General features: G+C 37.9%; 17 protein-coding genes. 10 read left to right on the forward strand and 7 right to left on the reverse strand.

The window, feature by feature from the left end; translation table 11 throughout:
• Positions 1-244: 244 nt before the first annotated feature.
• Together H5084_RS18115 and H5084_RS18120 are read left to right on the forward strand one after the other, a co-directional pair.
• Positions 245-592 carry a helix-turn-helix transcriptional regulator gene (locus H5084_RS18115; protein ID WP_182692068.1) on the forward strand — a complete coding sequence of 116 codons (348 nt, stop codon included), beginning with the start codon at positions 245-247 and terminating at the stop codon, positions 590-592.
• Complete coding sequence (locus tag H5084_RS18120) at positions 586-1902, forward strand: type II toxin-antitoxin system HipA family toxin (RefSeq protein WP_182692069.1); 1317 nt, start codon at positions 586-588, stop codon at positions 1900-1902. The genes H5084_RS18115 and H5084_RS18120 overlap by 7 nt, the downstream gene beginning before the upstream one ends.
• Positions 1903-2105: 203 nt before the next feature.
• Here H5084_RS18120 and mdoH read toward each other — a convergent pair whose 3' ends face one another.
• Both mdoH and H5084_RS18130 read right to left on the reverse strand, forming a co-directional pair.
• On the reverse strand, positions 2106-4304 hold the full coding sequence (mdoH, locus tag H5084_RS18125) for a glucans biosynthesis glucosyltransferase MdoH (protein ID WP_220486013.1): 2199 nt from the start codon (positions 4302-4304) through the stop codon (positions 2106-2108).
• Positions 4292-5890, reverse strand: coding sequence for a glucan biosynthesis protein (locus H5084_RS18130; protein ID WP_051369291.1), 1599 nt, complete (start codon positions 5888-5890; stop codon positions 4292-4294). The genes mdoH and H5084_RS18130 overlap by 13 nt, the downstream gene beginning before the upstream one ends.
• 649 nt (positions 5891-6539) lie before the next feature.
• On the opposite strand from H5084_RS18130, the gene H5084_RS18135 reads away from it, so the two are divergent.
• A complete protein-coding gene (locus H5084_RS18135) occupies positions 6540-7346 on the forward strand; it encodes a Cof-type HAD-IIB family hydrolase (protein WP_182692070.1) in 807 nt (268 codons plus the stop codon).
• Between the two features lie 248 nt (positions 7347-7594).
• Here the strand turns inward: H5084_RS18135 and H5084_RS18140 are convergent, their stop codons facing one another.
• Entirely contained in the window at positions 7595-9232 is a 1638-nt protein-coding gene (locus tag H5084_RS18140; RefSeq protein WP_182692071.1) for a cation:proton antiporter, read from the reverse strand.
• A 392-nt stretch (positions 9233-9624) separates the two neighbouring features.
• Here H5084_RS18140 and nhaD point away from each other — a divergent pair, with 392 nt between their 5' ends.
• Positions 9625-10989, forward strand: a complete 1365-nt coding sequence (gene nhaD / locus H5084_RS18145) for a sodium:proton antiporter NhaD (protein ID WP_182692072.1) — start codon at positions 9625-9627, stop codon at positions 10987-10989.
• A gap of 355 nt (positions 10990-11344) precedes the next feature.
• Positions 11345-11584, forward strand: coding sequence for a ribosome alternative rescue factor ArfA (arfA, locus tag H5084_RS18150; RefSeq protein ID WP_182692073.1), 240 nt, complete (start codon positions 11345-11347; stop codon positions 11582-11584).
• A 93-nt stretch (positions 11585-11677) separates the two neighbouring features.
• Here arfA and H5084_RS18155 read toward each other — a convergent pair whose 3' ends face one another.
• Positions 11678-12295 carry an alpha-ketoglutarate-dependent dioxygenase AlkB gene (locus H5084_RS18155; protein WP_182692074.1) on the reverse strand — a complete coding sequence of 206 codons (618 nt, stop codon included), beginning with the start codon at positions 12293-12295 and terminating at the stop codon, positions 11678-11680.
• Between the two features lie 337 nt (positions 12296-12632).
• Here H5084_RS18155 and H5084_RS18160 point away from each other — a divergent pair, with 337 nt between their 5' ends.
• A complete protein-coding gene (locus tag H5084_RS18160; protein WP_182692075.1) occupies positions 12633-13373 on the forward strand; it encodes a metal-dependent hydrolase in 741 nt (246 codons plus the stop codon).
• A gap of 161 nt (positions 13374-13534) precedes the next feature.
• A complete protein-coding gene (gene araC, locus H5084_RS18165; RefSeq protein WP_028870362.1) occupies positions 13535-14371 on the forward strand; it encodes an arabinose operon transcriptional regulator AraC in 837 nt (278 codons plus the stop codon).
• Between the two features lie 130 nt (positions 14372-14501).
• Here araC and H5084_RS18170 read toward each other — a convergent pair whose 3' ends face one another.
• Genes H5084_RS18170 through H5084_RS18180 form a run of 3 tightly spaced genes read right to left on the reverse strand, consistent with a single transcriptional unit; the run spans position 14502 to position 17454 of the window.
• Entirely contained in the window at positions 14502-16019 is a 1518-nt protein-coding gene (locus H5084_RS18170; protein WP_182692076.1) for a tripartite tricarboxylate transporter permease, read from the reverse strand.
• Positions 16020-16028: 9 nt separating this feature from the next.
• On the reverse strand, positions 16029-16481 hold the full coding sequence (locus H5084_RS18175) for a tripartite tricarboxylate transporter TctB family protein (protein ID WP_182692077.1): 453 nt from the start codon (positions 16479-16481) through the stop codon (positions 16029-16031).
• Between the two features lie 16 nt (positions 16482-16497).
• Positions 16498-17454, reverse strand: a complete 957-nt coding sequence (locus tag H5084_RS18180) for a tripartite tricarboxylate transporter substrate binding protein (protein ID WP_182692078.1) — start codon at positions 17452-17454, stop codon at positions 16498-16500.
• A gap of 305 nt (positions 17455-17759) precedes the next feature.
• Here H5084_RS18180 and H5084_RS18185 point away from each other — a divergent pair, with 305 nt between their 5' ends.
• The 3 genes from H5084_RS18185 to H5084_RS20060 all read left to right on the forward strand — a co-directional run bounded on the left by H5084_RS18185 (position 17760) and on the right by H5084_RS20060 (position 19903).
• Positions 17760-19085 (forward strand): sulfatase-like hydrolase/transferase, encoded by a 1326-nt coding sequence (locus H5084_RS18185; RefSeq protein WP_182692079.1) that lies wholly within the window; start codon positions 17760-17762, stop codon positions 19083-19085.
• Positions 19086-19220: 135 nt separating this feature from the next.
• A complete protein-coding gene (locus tag H5084_RS18190) occupies positions 19221-19565 on the forward strand; it encodes a YidH family protein (RefSeq protein WP_028870367.1) in 345 nt (114 codons plus the stop codon).
• Positions 19562-19903: a DUF202 domain-containing protein gene (locus H5084_RS20060; RefSeq protein ID WP_182692080.1), complete on the forward strand. Its 342-nt coding sequence runs from the start codon at positions 19562-19564 to the stop codon at positions 19901-19903. The genes H5084_RS18190 and H5084_RS20060 overlap by 4 nt, the downstream gene beginning before the upstream one ends.
• Positions 19904-20845 lie beyond the last annotated feature (942 nt).

Here is a 20845-nt window from a genome sequence, read left to right on the forward strand (position 1 = left end):
TAACAACATTAACAACATTAACAACAAACCATTCAACAACCACAAGTCTGGTTGTTATTGGTCATTTATACCTATAAACACCGCTTTAATGGTATTTAACACACGCCACATTAAACACCAACAACCATAACAACCAATAAAATAGTAGTTAATGTCAAATAACGAGATTAATGACTACTTTAATGGTAATAATAGACTTTAAATTATAATTAAGTGGTGTACTATTAATAAAAACGGAGGATGCATGAATAGTAATGATAGCCCAAGAGCCATCGCTGAAACATTAGGTAGACGCCTCAAACAAGCCCGATTGAATGCAAACCTTTCACAGGAAGCACTCGCTTTAATGGTGGGATTATCTAAAAATACCATTGTGAATGTAGAAGCAGGCCGAACCAAACTAGAGACAATGATTGCTGTCATGCAAGGCCTCGGTTTGTTAGATCAGCTTGCACTCTTTCTGCCAGAACAACCCGCTTCACCAATCCAAATTGCAAAAATGAAAGGGACTGAACGTAAACGTGCGTCCAAAAAGTCACTTGAATCGGATAAACTAAGCAACAAAAAAGCAGAGAGTGAACTCGAATGGTAGAAGCAGTCAGTGTTAAATATAAAGATCATGAAGTCGGAGCACTCAGCTTTAACACCGAAACAGGTTTGGGTGCTTTTGAATATAATGCCAGTTTTATTCGCACAGGTATTGAGCTGTCACCGCTTAAAATGCCCTTATCAAAAAATATCTATAGCTTCCCAGGACTGGATAAACCGACCTTTAAAGGTTTGCCCGGATTAATAGCAGATTCATTACCCGATGACTTTGGTAACTCAGTGCTTAATGCATGGGTTGCAAGTCAAGGTCGCACACCAGAAAGTATCTCGCCACTTGAAAGGCTGCAATATACAGGCAAACGCGGCATGGGCGCATTAACTTATTCCCCTGCGACTCAAGTTAAAAAATTCAACGCATCCAATAAAATAGAAATACAATCATTAGTCTCCGTCGCACAAGAAATACTAACCGAAAGAGGCAACTTTAGTACACAACTAAAACACCCAGATCAACAGGATAAGGAGGCCATGTTAGCGCTCATGTCTGTGGGTATGAGTGCAGGTGGCGCACGCCCTAAAGCGGTGTTGGCTTTTAATGAAAACTTCACCCAAGTAAGATCAGGGCAAACCCAAGTACCAGCAGGTTTTAAACATTATTTAATGAAGTTTGACGGTGTTAGTGAACACAATAAAAATAATGAAACGTTCGGTGACCCAATGGGTTTTGGTGCCATGGAGTATGTTTATTATTTAATGGCCCGTCGTTGTGGAATTACGATGACCGAGTGTCATTTATTAAATGAAGGTGCAAGGCGACATTTCATTACACAACGATTTGATAGGATTAGTAATCAAAAAGTTCATACACAAACCCTCAATGGTCTCGCCCATGTCAGTTATAAACAACCCGGCTCATTTTCCTATGAAGAGTTAATAGGTATCGCGCGTCAATTAAGATTAAGCCAAGTAGAAGCGATGCAGATATTTAAACGCATGGTGTTTAATGTGGTCGCAAGAAACCATGATGATCACGCTAAGAACTTCGCCTTTATATTAAATGAACAAGAGAAATGGGCATTATCACCAGCTTACGATATTGCATACAGCTTCAAGCCCGGTAATAAATGGGTAAATAGTCACTGGATGAGTTTGGCAGGTAAACGTGAAAACTTTAACCGTGAAGACTTCTATCAATTTGAACGCCTCAGCCCTATTTTTACTAAAACAAGAATCAACGAAGTGATCGATGAAACAATTGAAATAGTCTCAACATGGAAAGCATTAGCAGTCGAGAATGAAGTACCGAACTCGTTAATCGAAGAAGTAAACCAGAACTTAAGATTACATATTTAGCAGAGATAATCGCATAGATATTGGGCATAGGTAGTTAATATAGATAGTTGACATAGGTAGTTAATATAGATAGTTAATATAGAAACTTTAACTAGCACACCCGCTCAGACACTAACATTGGACAGCTAACGGAATAACTTTGTTAGCTGTCCATAATTTTACATAATGATGTCCGTAATAATGCCCCTGCGCATGCACTAGTTTTATTGAGCAGATAAACGAGATAAGGCTTTGAATAACTCAGGAGTTGCGAGTACAAGAGCTTGCTCTTGTTTAGTTAAATAACTAACCGCTTCACTGATCGTTGTTGCTTCATTAATCTTCATGGTTGCGGTTGCTTCAACAGCATTGACTTGTCCAAGAGGACGCGCTGGAACACGGTCAATAAACGCTAAATGCAATGCGTACCAATGTGGATCGCTGACTAATTCTACTAAGTCAGGGCTGGCCTTAATCGTGTCCTGATAAATAAGCACAGTCTCATCCATAGATTGACGAATAGCCGGCCTTTGAGTTTCATCAGGAGTACGTAGCAAATGCATTTTTTTGAGCACTGCACCTAATCTCCAAGAACCAGTCAACATAGATAAAGGTACTGATAACAACATGCCAGCAATCGCGGGCGACAACCACGCTAATAACGCTAAAGAATTGAAATAAGCAGCCACGGTTAAAAACACACCAAACGTCATATGCCAACGATGCCTGTAGATTAGGTACTTAATCGGCAAACTACCATCGCCACGACGTTGGGGATTCCAACCTGAATCTTGTCCAATCAAAATCGACATAACGGCACCACTATGAATCAACATCATAATCGGTGCGATCAAAGCAGACATGATCACTTCAAGCATAAAACTAAGCGTTAAGACAATAAAACCACCCGCACGTTTTCGTGATTTTGTATCAATGAGGTATGAAATAAAACCCAACGTTTTAGGGGTAAATAAAATAACCATTGTGAAAATAAACAAGGTCAACGCGCGCGCAGCATCCATGGTTGGCCATGATGGAAAGAATGAAAATTCATTCGCAAAATACTCAGGTCGAATATATTCAGCTTGTAAAGAAAGCCCTAACCCCACCATGATCAATAACAACCATAATGGCGAAGCTAAATAAGACATCACCCCAGTCAGCAAGTGCATACGACTCACCCAATGCAAACCTTTAGCAGTAATAACACGGCTATGCTGTAAATTGCCCTGACACCATCGACGGTCTCGAATAGCAAGATCAGTCATAGAAGGAGGACATTCTTCATAAGATCCACCAAGATCCGACGCAATAATCACACTCCAACCAGCACGTCGAATTAAAGCTGCTTCTACAAAGTCATGGCTAAGAATATGACCACCAAAAGGAGGTGGTCCTTTAAGGTCAGGTAACCCTGCCGCAGACATAAACGCTTCACGACGAATAATCGCATTATGTCCCCAAAAATTACCTTCTTTATCCGTCCACCATGCAAGGCCAGTTCCAACAACGGGGCCATACACGCAGGTTGCAAACTGCTGTAATCTCGCCATTAACGTAGTGCCATTAATTAACTGTGGGATAGTTTGAATTAATCCAGTATCAGGATCCGCTTCCATACGACGCGCTAACTCAATGAGGGTATCAGCTTCCATTAAACTATCAGCATCTAAGACTAATAAATGGTCGTAATTACTACCCCAACGTCGACAAAAATCGCCTACATTCCCAGCTTTTCTGGCACTGTTTTTAGGTCGACGACGATAATAAACATTAACCGTTTTACCCATACGCTGACGTAGTAAATGAAACCCTGCCTCTTCGGCTAAAATAATTTCGGGATCGGTAGTATCACTGATAACAAACCAATCAAAAGCGTTGCCTTCTCCTAGCTTACCAATAGCAGATGCCATCACTTCAATGGACGAAAATATTTGCTCGGGGGCTTCGTTATAGGTCGGCATTAACACCGCAGTTCGGTTCATTAACTTCGCGGTTAAACGCGTAGGGATCGCGCGTCTCTGACGAACAACTAAAAAGAAACCCACTATCGAACCGGTAAAAGCAACGGTGATCCAACTAAAGGTTAAACCAAATAACAATAGGAATAAGTACTGAACAAAGGTCACCTGCTCAATTGTCAGTACCGAGCGCATTTCATTAATGCCCCACACCGATAACAATAAAGCAGAGCCTAATACCAACCAGCGTCGCCATGTGTGAGAGCGGCAACCATTTGGATTCACTGGCGAGTGTTTATGCTCAGCATTAAATACAGCTAAAGATTGAGCAGGCATATCCCCGATATTTTCCTCGGGCATGCCATGCTTAATATCAAATGCACAGGATTGAACATGCGCATCAATTTTCGGATCAAGGCTAGATGCAGCATGGCTAGCTTTTACAGCGCTTAGTTTGTCCATTGATACATCCACGTTTCCGCTTTACGGTCATCGGAAAACTGTAAATCTAATCTCAATTCAATCAATTCAACATCCAAAGGATCTAATTCGAAAGTAACACGGTAACCGCTATTATGAGGATTTTCAGTCACGACGATATTATCAACTACACCCGCTGAATTTTTAATAACTGCTTTAGGCGTTTGCTGATTATCATTATGTGAGGGATTAGGGAACGTGTAATCAATAACAAATAAGCGTTTGGGTGTTGGCCCATTAATGCCTGCGCGGCCACTTTTTGTAGAGTCAACGATGGCTTCGCCTTGTTCAACCGTCGGCTTTTTTCCCCAAAATAAACGATAGGAAAATTGATACTCAGACCCAGCAGGAATAATGTCAGTAGGCGACCAATAAGCAACAATATTGTCATTGATTTCAGACTCGGTTGGAATTTCTACCAAAACTACCGCTCCTTTCGCCCAATTACCGACGGGCTCTACCCACAAACTTGGACGACGTTCATAATGCGCTTCTAAATCCTGAAAGTGTTTGAAATCACGGTCGCGTTGCACGAGTCCAAACCCTAACGGAGCGTTATCTGCAAAAGCACTAATTTGAAGGTTAGTGGGATTACGTAGCGGACGCCATAAACGTTCACCACGGCCATTAATAATTAATAACCCATCAGAATCATGCACACGTGGACGGAAATCATCAACATTTGCTCGGCCGTAAGAAGAGAACATAAACATACTTGTCTCGGCGGCTAGCCCTACTTTATCTAAATCAACGCGCGGGAAAAGTGTTGCTTCAATATCCATCACAGTATTGTCACCGGGACGAATGGTAAATCGATAGGCTCCTGTTGTACTTGGGCTATCTAACAGCGCATACACAACAATCGACGTACTCTCAGCGGAAGGTTTTTCAATCCAAAAGGCACGGAAACTAGGAAACTCTTCACCTTCAGGCTCTGCTGTTTTTAACGCCAAACCTCGAGATGATAATCCGTAGGCTTGATCTTTACCTAAAGAACGGAAATAACTACCGCCCTGAAACACCGCCAATTCGTCAAAGTAGTCAGCATTATTCAGCGGATAATGCAGACGCAATCCCGCAAAACCAATATCACCCGTTGGCAATGGTTTTTGCATCACTTCCCCAGTTGTAAATAGACTAGGGTCATAACGTAAATGAGTTGATTCCCCACCATCAACAATCGCTATTTCAACGGTTTCTTTAAAGTAAAAACCACGATGAAAAAGTTGCATTTGAAATGGCAACTCAGTATTCGCCCAAATAGAAGAGGTAGGATTAAAGCGAATATCTCGATATTCGTCGTAATTCAACTCCTGTAAACTGGTCGGTAAAGTAAGGTCCGGTTCTTTGTAAGGTGCTTTAGCTAATTTACGTGCGATATCTGCAACAGTGTTACGGTCAAATTTACCGTTCACTGTGTAAAGTGGCTTCACTGGATCCACCTCTTTTGGTGAGTCTGCTTGCGCAGCTAAGGAAATGATTGAGATTGATAAACTAGGTAATAAAAAACTCATTACACTCAGGTTTTTCCAAAATTTAAAACGTGAAGACTTATATAATAATGACATATATTTAAACTCTTAAGTTATGGGTAAAAGCACTGTCTAATTAGGTCGTACAGGTACTCTCTATTTAGGTCCAAAGGTCACTAACTAGCGATGGTTGCAAAAACCACCAGCTAAATAGATAAGAATCTTAGTGAATTTCAAAATAAAATATAAAAGCTCATGATTTTATTAAAATTATCTTTCAGACAACTTAGCCAATTTATGTTCACAGGTAATAAAAACTAATACAGTAGAAATTAAGCTAACTTTTACTGATTGAAAAACTACCCAAAAGTGGAAAAGTAATCGAAAGCTCACAACGGTTAAGTTGATAAAACAATAACTTTCATAACTATCGACTGCTAAAAAAACTATAAGTTCTAAAATAATTATCAAAAACATTCGCATAAAAATACATCGAGATCAGTCGTTATAACGCTTACAATAGGTCACTTTATTGAAATGGCTTCCCCTATTATTAATAACTCAAAGCAATTAAAACCAGTCATTAAAACAGGTGAAAAGTACAATCAAAATTGTGATGCCAACGCAGAAAATAAAGAAACGTCATTCATAGAATAGGAAGAAAAGCAGATGGGATTTGCAAGTTGCATTTTGAGGTAATAAGGTTGAATATATTAATCACTTACCAATCAAATAGAGAATGTATATGTATCAAATTGTTGCATCAGATCTCGATGGCACCTTGTTGACATCAGAACACCAAATTACCACTTATACCAAACAGATCCTCACTCAATTACATCAACAGGGCAAATCCTTTATTTTTGCGACAGGCCGCCATCATGTGGATGTTGCAGCTATGCGTGAGCAAGTGGGTATTCCAGCTTTTATGATCACTTCTAACGGTGCACGAGTTCATGACAGTGAGAACACCCTCATCTTTCAACAAAACATTGCAGCAGATACAATACAAAGCATCATGAAAATATTGGCCGCGGATAAAACACTACAAGCTAACTTATATCGAAATGATGATTGGTTAGTGAGTAGAGAAGATTTTTACGATACCAGCAACGAAGCGCATTTTTCTTATAAAGTATTTGATATCAACAACCCACCTGTAGACGGCGTTGCAAAAATATTCATCAAACATGAGCAAAAAAACCACGACAAACTCGCCTTACTAGAAACGCAACTAAATGCTAAATTTTCGGATAAAGTGCATATCACTTTCTCTTCTCCAAACTGTCTTGAAATTATGGATAAAGGTGTGTCTAAAGGTCATGCATTGCAAGCGATTGCTAAAATGAAAGGCTATGAACTAAAGGACTGTATTGCGTTTGGTGATGGCATGAATGATTTTGAAATGTTATCAATGGCAGGTAAAGGTTTAATCATGGAGACGGCACACCATAAAGTTAAAGAAGCTTTACCAAACCTAGAAGTGATTGGTCGATGTGATGATGAAGCGGTAGCAAATTACCTTGCAAAACATTTATTAGTACAAAAATAAGTTGTAAATAACCTTCTCACAAACCAGAACAAGCTAAAAACTAGTTTACGGCAAATGGAATTGCGTAAACTTGCTTGTAACTATAATTTCTACGATACCTAGTAGCTATACCTAGTTACTATACCTTTCAGCTATACATTTCAGCGATACCTGATAACCGTACCTTTCAGCAACATCAATAACCATCGCTTACCTAGTCACCATACCTTTTAGAGCTAACTAATCGCTCTCTATAGGTAAGTGGCCAACTAACCTTGTTGTGCGGCCATTGACGAAGATAGTTCTTTAGTCTGTTGACTTTGTTTTACTAACAACATCGCAGTTTCATGTTGTGCATGAACAAATGAGCTAATAGCAAGATCCGATAACTCTTCTTTGTCATCTAAGGAGTTAATCTTCACAATCAAATTTGCTTGAGGGTGATATTCCAACACGGATTCGCAAATAATCTTGATATTTCTGATCGAGTTAACCGTCAAAATAATACTAGAAGACAGTTCTACCTTGAGCGATTCCAGTACAGGTTGTTTGTCTAAATGACCAAAATACGCTTGGTAGCCTCTTTTTCTCGCCACTAAAACATGCTGTAAGTTATCGGAAATAATCAAGAAACGTTGATTTTTAGTATGTAGCTCTTTAGCCACAATTCGCCCTAACGTATCAAAACCACAAATAATCGTATGTTGCTCAATAGTAACCGGCGTAATTTTATCTGCCTCGAAAAACTCAGTGACAAACAAAGCTGACAACTTATAGATATTGTTGACCATAAAGGGAGTGATAATCATCGACAATACAGCAACCAGAATAAGAAAACCGCCCAGTTCTTGTGATAATAAGTTTTGGCTAGTGGCTAATGCAAAAATAGCAAAAGAGAATTCACCAACCTGACAAAGTGCTAATGCCGACTTTATCGAATCACTTTTGTTCGATTCTTGTCTTATCAAAAAATACACAACAGTGGCTTTAACCAACATCGCAGAAACGAGTACGCCGGCCACTAAATGCAAGTGAGTTAGAAAATACATCACATCTATTTTGGTGCCAATCGAAAAGAAAAAGGCACCTAATAAGAGATCTTTATAAGAAGCAATATCAGATTCAACCTTCACATGAAAATGACTTTCCGCAATGATCATCCCCGCAATAAAAGCACCTAAAGAGTAAGTAAATCCCATTTCATGCGCTACCAGAGATGCGCCCAATACAATGGTTAATACAGAGCCAAGAAACATCTCTTCCATGCGAGCACGGCTTGAAAAGTGTAATAGCCATTCAATTATTTTTTTGCCTAAAGTAAACATAAATGCAATCACTAAACAGGCATAAACCGAGGTTTTTAATAGCACATCGCCTACTGACAGCCCTTCTTTTGCTAAAAAACCAATCAATAACAAAATAGGGATAACCGCTAAGTCTTGAAAGATTAAAATCGCCACCGACTTTTCGCCGTAAGGAGTAACAATGTCTTTGGATTTTTTAAGATAGGTCACCACAATCGCAGTGGATGACAAACTAAAAGCTAATGCAATGATAATGGCAGAAGTGGTATCAAGTTTAACCAAGTAAAAAGCGATTAAAAAGATGATCGCAGAACTGGCGACGACTTGTACAAAACCATTCAAAAAAATGATTTTTCTCAACTTCTTTAATTTAGAAAAAGACATCTCCAAACCAATGGTAAACATCAAAAAGACGATACCAAATTCACCAATCAACTCTAGTGATGAAAGGTCAGCATGACCATTGAAATCAAAAATATTACTGATAATTGTTCCGGTGATGATGTAACCCACTATGTGTGAAATAGCGAATTTAGTCAGCACAATATTAATAATACTAGCGATCGCTAATGAGATAGCGATGATGATAAGAATCGAGTCCATGATGGGCCTTAAATAACAGTCCGAGTTATCAATAATATATAACGTAGATCACATTTTACAAACTCTTTTTAATAATAAAAAAGCCTATATCTATGATTTTGCAAAAATTAATAAACCACGCCAGCTTTTATCAACCATTGCTTATCGACACTGATCCAAAAAAGACCATAAGCAAAAACTCAGCAAATTTCAGCAAGCATAACCACTTTTATAAAATAGTTATTTCCTAAATCATCATACAAATGAACAATAAATTGACCGAAGATAAGGTTTTAAACACAAAAGTGATTAAACTTTTAAGCTTCAGATTAATAACGTAAAAAACCTTTCTCAAAATTTGTCCAGATAATAATAAAAATTGATGAGTGCTTGCACTATTTAAAGGAGATAAAATGACAACAAAAATAGAAGGCGTAGAGGGCGTAGTTCATGCCGTTGATTTAGCGGTTAGACCATTTGGTTGGCTATTATTAACCATCTTCGTCGTAGGATATTACTTTATTGCAGCCGAAGAAAAGTATCATATAAACAAAGCAAAACCCGCACTGTTCACCGGCACATTCATGTTTATGTTACTCGGTGGGTACTACGCATTTAACGGACTCGATTTCAGAGCATTTGATACTGAAATTGCACATTTGATATTAGAAATTGCAGAGATCTTCTTCTTCTTATTTGTAGCGATGACCTTCATCGAAGCACTGATTGAAAGAAATGTATTTGATGCATTAAAAGAAAAACTGCTCAAATCTGGTTTTGGCTATCAAAAACTGTTCTGGGCAACCGGCTTTTTAGCCTTCTTTATATCACCAGTAGCCGATAACTTAACAACCGCCCTTATTCTCTCAACCGTATTGATTACCATAGAAAAAGATAACAAAGCCTTTCTAGTTCCAGCGGCTATCAATATCGTTGTTGCAGCTAATGCAGGCGGTGCATGGTCACCATTTGGTGATATTACAACCTTAATGGCATGGTCAGCAGGCAAAGGTTCATTCATTGACTTCTTATTCCTCTTTCCTGCATCTATTACTGGTTGGGCTATTACCGCTTTCTTGCTTTCTCGCTTTGTGCCTGAGGGTCGTCCTGCCAAAATCGAAGGTGCTGAACCCGTTAAAATTCACAAGGGTGGTAAAGTAATTGTTGGCCTTGGCATTTTCACCATTGCAGCAGCGGTATTAGGAAAACAATTGATGCATTTACCACCGATGTGGGGCATGTTATTTGGCCTTTCATTATTACAGCTTTATGCATACACACTAAAAAAATACCATAATAATGATATTCAAATTTATAAGTCTGTTTCCAAAGTAGAAAATGACACGCTACTCTTTTTCTTTGGTATTCTGGCAGCCGTTGGCGCACTTCACTTTGCAGGTTTCTTATCCCATGCCGCGAAACTATATACTATGTTTGATCCTATGTACGTCAATGTAGGTGTCGGTTTTTTATCAGCCATTGTTGATAACGTACCAGTCATGTCAGCAGTATTAAAATCATCACCCGATATTCCATTAGCACAATGGATGCTAGTAACATTAACCGCTGGCGTCGGTGGCAGTCTGATCTCTTTTGGCTCTGCGGCAGGTGTTGGTGTAATGGGTAAACTAAAAGGCGTTTATACCTTTGGTGCACACATGAAATACTCTTGGACGATCCTCGTTGGTTACTTTACTTCAGTAACCGTTTGGTACTTCCAATATGAAATATTAGGCTTTTATATTAAACCCGCTGTTCAAGCAGTAGCAGGCCACTAATTTATTGTTCAATCAGCACACCTAACGTGCTAGTTAAATTGTTAACGCAATAAATAGAAAAAGCCATCCAATTAAAACATGTTATCAGGCACTGCTTGCTAGCATGTTTTCTTTTTTTACCTCTCCATCAAAGAGGCTTTGAGCAACATAACCAATAAATTAACCACTCAAGAATAAACTAACTACTTAACAATAATAGTTGTTAGCATCATCAGGCCATTAAAATGAGCCACTACAGCCCTTTTATCTCAGCACGATTGAAGCAAATAATAAATATTGTTAATTTTACTATTGCAATTAATATCACTGAGCGTAAAAGTACTACATCGCCGCACTTCAAAGGAGAAGACAACTAATGGCAAAACGTAACAAAGGGTTAAAAGCACAGGCATCAAGCCTAGATGCAAACCAAACCTCAGCAAAAACACAAAAACAAACCGAGCTTGGTCGTGGCACCATTAATCACTCAGCAATGGGCGCATTAGTGACCAGTAAGATTTTTAGTATGAGAGTCGTTCAAGCGAAAAAAGGCAAAGGTTCATTTAACCGTAAAGCGAAACATGCGAGTAAAGAGTGTTATCAAATAGCAGCTTAAGCAATGAAACATTGATCGCTTTAGTCATTATCTGATAACACTTTTTACATTGAATTTAAAAGGCACTAGCCTGATTGCATCTACTAATAGCTGCTAAAGTGGTTTAATCAGCCTAAAGGTTAAATTAATGCGTGGTGCAACATTGCGTTGAGTTTTAGTAATGCAATGTTGCCAATGATGCTGTAGCTCGCCATGCATTAATAACAAACTATTATGTTGCAGCTCACAGGCCACCTTTTGTAACTTATCTTGATTATGTTTTAATAAAAACCGACGTGTCGCTCCCAAGCTATAAGAAGCAATCACAGGGTTTTCCCCTAATATTTTTTCATTATCAGCATGGTACCCCACCGAATCTTGTCCATCGCGATACAAATTTGCCAATACACAATTAAAACGATAACTGGTCACGGCTTCTATCTGGCTTTTTAATGACAACAAACGCGCAGTAAACTCCACCGTTTGATATAACTTCTGATAACCACCATCAGCACTCACACCATAGTCACCATACCAAGCCGTCAAACGGGGTTGTAAATGACGTTGTTCATAAACAGTGATTGATTCTTGTCGCCAAATGGCGGCATTTAATAACTCATCAAATAACGCAGAAGCTTCATCTTCCGTTAACAATTGCTGCCAACAGGTCACAACCCCATCACTATTAATCAGGTCAATAGGCGGTTCATCTTCAAATAGCGATAACGTCATTTAGCTTCAGGCTTCCCATAGTAAAGTGAAAAGAATATTTAAAAGAGTAGAAAAGAATACGGACTTTATAACAAATATTCCTCACACTTCAAAAATTAACGGCTTAAATCGAAGTGAGCGTTACCAAGCTAGCTTTATCAGGCTAGTTTTAACAGGATTCATTTCAGTCAAACTAGTTTGTTAAAGGTTGGCTTTAAAAATAACAGCATTGAACAAAAGTAACACAACCTTATTAAAGTTTAAGCGTTTAAGATTCAGTTATTTAAGTATAAATATTCATTTTTAAACGTGACCACAGTTGTTAGAATGCGCTTAAAATATTTTACAGAAGAAAATAATGGCAAATTTTAATACGCATTTTAATGTCGCAGCAGTGGCAACCGGCCTTGCAGCAGCAACGCTTTTATCAGCCGAACATATCAATCTCAATACCGCACTTGGTCTATGGTTTTTAGGCACCATTGGCGGGTTATTACCCGATATAGACTCAGACAATTCCACATCATTGGATATCATCTTCAATCTGTTTGCATTCAGTGCGGTTTTAATCGTCCTCCGGTACGTGAGCAGTGACATGATCAGCTTTGTAGAGTTTCAACAATTGAGTTTACTTGAACTGATTGCGTTACCCCTCGTGGTGTACGCATTGATGCGATACCTAGTCAGACCTATTTTTGAAAAAATAACCGTGCATAGAGGAAGCTGCCATTCATTGTCATTTGTTTTGTTGATTGCACTGTTTACAACGCAAATTATATGGCGATTAGCTCCACAAACATCAGAACAGACAGTGATCGTTGCTTGGCTTTCCGGTGGGTTTGTTTTTCTGGGAGGAGTTATTCACTTAACATTAGACGAACTCTATAGTGTCGATTTAAGTAACGTCACCATCAAACGTTCATTTGGTTCTGCACTGAAACTTGCTGATTTTAAAAACAAAAGCTTAACGTTAGTAAAGGTACTTTCAATTGCGGCATTAGCCTATACAACCCCTTCTCCCGACCAAACTATCAATACATTAAGCGACTGGTCGAAATTAAAATTGAGCCCTTATTCAGAGATGGCCAATAGCAAATAATTTCAACGACATAAAGGTTAGCAAAATAAAAACGTATCGTTTTATTATTTTTGTTTTAATGTAAAACAACTCCTTGAAAAAACATGTATTTGAGATCTATCAAATAACGGCTGTAGGTTGTAAAAGTGTATACTAGTAACTGATCAAAAGAAGGATTTAATGTGGAAACTGACCCATCAAAACCAGGTTATGAATTTGGCAGTGATTTAATGTCAGGCCGAACCTATAGCGAGTTAGATAATGAAACTGACTTTTTAGTTAATAGACCTAATGGCATGAAAGGTTTCACCTTAAACATCACCACAAAAGGTAGTGGTGTTATCGTTTGTGAAGGCGAAACATTTGTTGTTGAAGAGAATGACATTCTATTAATTCCGCCCGGTGTTCCTCATTATTATTCACGCAATCCACTATTTGAATCATGGGAAAGACGCTGGGTTTACTTCAGACCTAGAGCACATTGGGAACAGTGGTTGTCATGGGATAAAATGATAGGTGATACTTACACCTCGCATATCCTTAACCAAAAAGACATTGATGTCATTAATAGCTGTTTTATTCGTATTGAAAAAAACATAAAAAGTGATTTACCATTAAGTACAGAACTAGCGTATGCAGGGTTAGAAAAATTAATTATTATCTGTAAATCATTGCAACCGAGTATCTGCGGAGAACGTTACGACCAACGCGTACTAGAAGTGATCGATATAATGTCTCGTAACTTAGACAAAGACTTCAGCATTGAATATTTGGCAGAACAGGTAGGTTTATCTGAATCTAGGCTGATGAATCTTTTTAAAACACAAGTCCATGTCAGCATTCTAAAATGGCGAGATGAACAGCGTATATCTTGTGCTAAAAACATGCTCGTTAATACCGGTGATTCAATCGCTGATATTTCAAAATTAGTCGGATACAGTGACCCGTTATACTTTTCTAGGGTATTTAAACGATTCGTTGGCTTAAGCCCCAATCAATTCAAAAAAGAAAACGGCTAACTAAATTAGCCCTTTTTCTTTAATACTTTGCATTAGCATTCTTAGATTCTAACCATTACTAAATCAATACCATTAGCTCGTTACTATTGCATCATGTGCATGACTAATGTCCGTTAATGGCTATTAGGTTTTATGCTATTTGTTCCTCGGTTTTACTTGCCAAACTTCTCTGACGTAAACGAGAATAAGCAAACCAAGCTAAAAGTAAAACAAATATGGCGATTAACGCTAAAGAAGCAGGTCTAGATAAAACAAAAAACCAGTCTCCTTGTGCCATTGTCACCGTTCTTCTTAAATTCATTTCCGTTAGATTACCTAACACTAACCCCAATAAAATAGGAATAGGCGAGAAATCAAGTTTAATTAGTACATAAGCAACAACACCAAAAATAATCGCTACAAAGATATCGTACATCGTATTGTTGATTGAAAAGGTACCAGCAAAACAAAATATCACGATTAAAGGTGTTAATAGAGAGAAATCAACTTTAGTGATCTTGGCAAAGAAAGGCATCAATAAACGCCCTTGTATTAGCATAAATATATTAATAACAATCAAACCAATCATCACCGCATAAACTTCTACTCCATGCTCCTGAAATAAATTAGGCCCTGGTGTGAGTCCATTAATCATGAGTGTTCCCAATAAGATAGCAACAGCAGCATCTCCCGGGATTCCCAGTGTTAACAAAGGAATCAACGTTGCGCCTGTAACTGCATTATTGGCAGACTCAGCCGCCGCAATCCCCTCTTCAGATCCTTTGCCAAAGGCGGCTTTATTTTTAGAGTTTCTTCTTGCGGTATCGTAACTTAAAAATGAAGCCATCGAGGCACCTGTTCCCGGTATACAACCTATCACAGTACCAATAACAGATGAACGTAAGAGCGTGAGGTAAGAGCTAAAGAACTCTTTTAATGGTAATACATCATCTTTATTGTCATCTGTTTTTATCGATGCATATTTAACCGTTTTACTGTACTTACTTGCATTGGAAATGGTTTCAGATATAGCAAATAAACCAATCAGAACAATCACTAAATTTAACCCACCATAAAGGTTAAAGTCATCAAAGGTAAACCTAAATACGCCACTAATACTATCCATACCAACGGTAGATAATAATAAACCTAAACAACCAGCAATAATGCCTTTGAGTAAATTACCACTACTGACCCCCGAGATAATAAGCAAACCAAAAACACATAAAATGAAATACTCTGGAGGTCCAAAATTAAGTGCTATTTTAGCCACTAATGGGGCTGCAAATAACAATACTAATGCACTAAATATTCCCCCGAAACCAGAAGCATACAGCGCTGTTAACAATGCTTTTTTAGGTTTGCCTGAACGTGCTAAAGGGTAACCATCTAGCATAGTGGCCGCAGCATGAGGCGTACCCGGTGTTTTTATTAATATCGCAGAAATTGAACCGCCATAACTGCCTGAACAATAGATCCCCAACAAAAACATAAATGAAGCAATAGCATCCATCGTATAAGTGAACGGCATAAACAAAACTAAACACAGCATCACCGTTAAACCAGGAATAGAGCCAAACACTAATCCCAATAACAACCCAAGATTAAGATAAACAAAGCTTGAAACGGTGAAAAAAGCGATAAAGCCTTCTATAAATAAATTATCCATCTTAACTCCCTAAGGCAGTTGCACGAGCAATAAAAATTTAAAAACGTAATGCACAACCACACAACAAACAATTAAGAATATATAAAATTTAATATTAGTAATGTTGAAGAAGAGTAATGCCAGCGCGCTAAACGCCATGGAAGCAAACAAAAAACCAATAAAGGGAGTCGCCAATGCATAAGCGACAATCAATACAATAAATAAAACGGCTCTAATTTCTTTTTTAAAATCAACATTAAACGCCGAGATGTTAACAGAGCCGTTTTTTCTTTGCAGTCTGACTTCATTAACGAGCAGGAAAACACTGCAGACCAACATCAAGGTGGCGATCCAACGAGGAAAGGATTGTGCATTTATCCCTGCTTGACTACTCGCTTGTACCTGATCGGGTATCACTAATAGAATAAATAAAGATATCCCCACAAATAAAAGGCCACCTAAGATATTGGACGTCATTTTCATCTCTACACTCCTCTAACTATTTTTTAGCCATTTCCCAAAAATGTTCTACTTTATCAATGGTTGTCATGACATGTTCATTTAATGCATCACCATCAACAGGATCGATATTCACACCTAAATTATCAGCAATCGCTATAAACTCAGGATTATTTAGAATATTTAAAAAATGTGCTCGAATACTATTCACTAAAGTAGGATCGGTACCTTTACGAGTCAGCATCATCATCCGATTAACTATCCAAGTATCGTAACCATATTCAGTCACAGGAGGTAAATCATAGACATCTGTTTTTAAGGGTTTTTCATCAAAAACGACCAGCGCTTCCAACTTGTTAGCTTTAACATACTCTTTGGCTAATGAAGCATGCGTTACCGCGAGAACAACATCACCCGCAATCGTTGCGTTCATCGCTTCATTTGCACCATTAAAACCAACAGCTTCATAATCAATGCCCATTTCAGATAACAAAGCAGAAATAATTAGAAACTCAGTACCATTAAGGCCATTAACACCAAATAACACCTTTTTCTCAGCACCGTAATTTTTTAGATCTTCAAAGGATTTAATACCAGAATCAGGAGTAGCAACTAATACAAAAGACGAAGTATAAATATTCATAATAGGCGTAAAGTCTTCCCATTTATAAGCGACTTTATTGGTTTTTGGACTAATTGAAAAATTACCTTCACTACCATAAATTATTTTAGTGGTGTTCGGTCTTTCACGAAGATATTCAGTGAGCGCTACCACCCCACCGGCACCTAATCGATTAGTTGGAATAATAGGTTGGCCGAACTCATCAGCACCAAATTGGGCCATTGCTCGATTAACTTGATCAGCTAGTCCCCCTACAGCCCAAGGTACAACCGTTGTAATTGGTTTTTGTGGCCAATCATCAGCTTTAGCCTGAACCGAAAAGGCAAACAACCCTAACGAAATAAATGTGGTGATCTTCTTAATACATTGCTTCATCGTGCACTCCTTAATATTATTGTCCATATAACTTCATTGAAATGTAATAATAACTAACTAACTACTTTTAAGTATAATTGTTAATAACTTGCAGTCAAATTGTTAACAAACTGCTTCAAACTCGTTAAATATTAAGCTTTAATTAAAATAATAGTGCGATTAAGATCAAATTTATTTAATATATAGTTACAAAATAATATCAATCGAGAACTTGATCACATGAACCACGCAGTAGTATTGTCCATATTTAAAATATAGGGAATACTATCCCAAAACAAAATCTAATTTAAATAAGGAGTGATAAAATGGCTAAAAATAAAAAAAATGTTTTGATCTTTTTTACTGACCAACAACGAGCAGACACATTAGGTGTTCACGGTAACCCATTAAATCTCACTCCAAACATTGATTATGATGCGATGACAGGGACGCACTGTGAAAATGCATTCACGCCACAACCTGTATGTTTACCCGCACGAGCTGCTTTACAAACCGGAAAATACTCATCAGAGATTAACTGCAATACAAATGATGATGTGCTACCAACCACTGAACGAACACTTGCTCATCATTTTAACGATGCTGGTTACGAAACTGCCTACTTCGGTAAATGGCACCTTAATGCCTGTGATACCGCCCCGTTTAAAGAACCGCAAGGCGGATATAAAACATGGTGTGCAGCTAATATTCTTGAGTTTATTTCAGATGCCTATGAAACTGTATTATTTGATGAAACAGGAAAAGAAGTCAGGTTGCCCGGTTACCGAGTCGATGCAACCATCGACTTAGCAATTAGACACATTGATAAAAAGAAAGATCAACCCTTCTTTATGATGGTGTCATTACTCGAACCCCACATGCAAAATACAAGAGATGATTACCCTGCTCCAACAGGCTATCAATCACGTTATATTGATGCTTGGACGCCACCTGATTTAAGGGCGCTGGGCGGTACCTCTGCTCAACATTTACCGGGTTATTATGGAATGGTAAAAAGAATAGATGAAGCCTACGGAAGAGTAAAAGATGCCCTCAGAAGTTTAGGTATATTAGAAAACACCATTGTTTTATTTACTAGTGATCACGGTTGTCATTTCAAAACACGAAATACCGAATATAAACGCTCATGTCATGACTCTTCTTTAAAAATACCAATGGTATGGTCTGGAGCACAATTTAGTCACGGCGGGCGCCTTCCCAATAACATTAGCTTGGTGGATGTTCCTCCTACTTTATTAGATGCTTGTGGGATTCCTGTACCTGATGACATGAGTGGCCAATCTATTCTTCCGCTTGTGAATCGAACTGACAATAATTTCAGAGAGCATATCTATGCGGAAATCAGTGAGTCTCATGTAGGTCGTTGCGTAAGAACGTCTCGCTGGAAATACAGTATTAGACAACTCCCCGATAACACCTTTATCGATGACTTTCTGTATGACATTAAAGCTGATCCATGGGAATTGAATAATATTATAGGGTACAGAAGCCACCAGCAGGTTGTTAAGGTAATGAGAGAAAGGTTAGTCAAACAGATGTTAGCGATAGGGCAAGAAGAACCGACCATAATAGATGCTGAAGAGGTAGATTCTAAACAATATGCAGTAACAGAAGCTGAAGTATTTTTATAAACGATATTGCGCAGTCGTGTTTCATTTTATTCTTAAGGACAAGAATATAAACACCGCGCACTGCGCATTAACATCTTCAGTTATTAACTTATTGACACAGATTATGAATATCACATAGATTTAAAAGGGTATTATATGGCTTGGAAAAAATGCGGGAAATCACCAGACTACCGCTTCACACTCGCTAACGAGCGTACTTTTTTAGCTTGGATACGTACTGCGTTGGCGTTTTTAGCCTCTGCCGTTGCGATTGATCAACTAACACCTAACTTGGCACCACAAGCGTATCGAGACATAATCGTGCTGCTGTTAAGTATTTTTGCCGCGAGTTTGGCTTATTTTGCTTATCGACGTTGGAGCCAAAATGAAAAAGCCATGAGGAAAGAAGCAGAACTTCCTTATACCAAGGTATTAAATGTGATCAGCTTGATCATGTTTATCATTTCATTCGTCATGGCTTATTTACTACTGTTTATATGAAACCTCGCGAAAGAGATAGTGGCCTACAAACCCAACGCACCACATTGTCATGGTTTAGGACTGTATTTGTTGTATTGATTAACGCCCTGCTTGTGCTGAAATTAAGTTATAACCAAGAACATAGTTACATTTTTATTAGTGGAATAAGTTTGATCAGTTTTACCATTTCTTTATATATATTATCGTTAACTCGTAATCAAAAGTTCGCCTTCGATGTTGAACTCACAACCAAAAATGCGGTTTGGACAAAACGCTACATCTCATTAATGGTCGGTCTCTGTGCATTATTAGTTAGCCTATCCAGCGCTATCAGCCTCTATAACTTACTCTTAACTTAATGCAATGTTAAACCGTTTACTAATGGGTACAGCTAATAAAGCCTTATTGCATAATAAGGCTAAAATAGCCCACACAGTAGTTTAAACTCCCCTCTTTTTTATTCTCTCCTAACACTTATTTTTTGAATTAATATTGCAATAATTTACATTTTTACCTGATTTATTTAACGGTGTCGTATGGTCACCAGTAAATGCGTTCTTAAACATACCTAAGAACTCTACCTTGAACATAAAATATCGATAATTGTTTATGCCGACTCTTAATGATTGATCTGTTTTATGGTGCGGTTTAGTGACTTATTGTGCAGGATAACGAGCATTTCTGTTTGTTTTTTGTACTCCTAACAAGCTTTAATTTAATAGTTGTTATGATTCTCAAACCGTTTTTGAACATTATTTACATGTTTTTATACAACGGCTAAACCTATTAATCCTGTTTGTTTTTCATTTTTTACTTTAATGATTGTTAATGAGATAAACCAGCTGAAACAGTTGATTTGATTGAACTTAGCCGTTTATAAAAATTAGACATTAATACAAAACTGATGAGACTTTGAGTCGATATAAAGTCTACTACTATATAGCTACCATTATTCCCTCTCCAAATAAATCAGCCTACACTCCTTGATATTAGTACCTTTATAAAGTGAACCTTTTCTTTATTTCATCCGTATCACTGTTTTTACGATCGACAAATTAATTCAATTATTTGTCATTTCTTAACCTGCTATTAACCTCAGGAAGACTATTATCTTCCTCAGCAACGACCGATAAGGGATAAAACTTAACCGTTGTTGTCAGGTGATAACAGATGAATAAATACACGGCTTGCAAAAAATATTTGCAATAAAGGAAATTTATTTCCCACTAAGTAGGTCTTTTGAAGTGAGTGTGTATTAAAACAAGATGAAGCAAAGGAGTTGGCTGATTCAAACCTTGTTA

The organism is Psychromonas sp. SR45-3 (genome assembly GCF_014163575.1).
GTDB classification, from domain to species: domain Bacteria; phylum Pseudomonadota; class Gammaproteobacteria; order Enterobacterales; family Psychromonadaceae; genus Psychromonas; species Psychromonas arctica.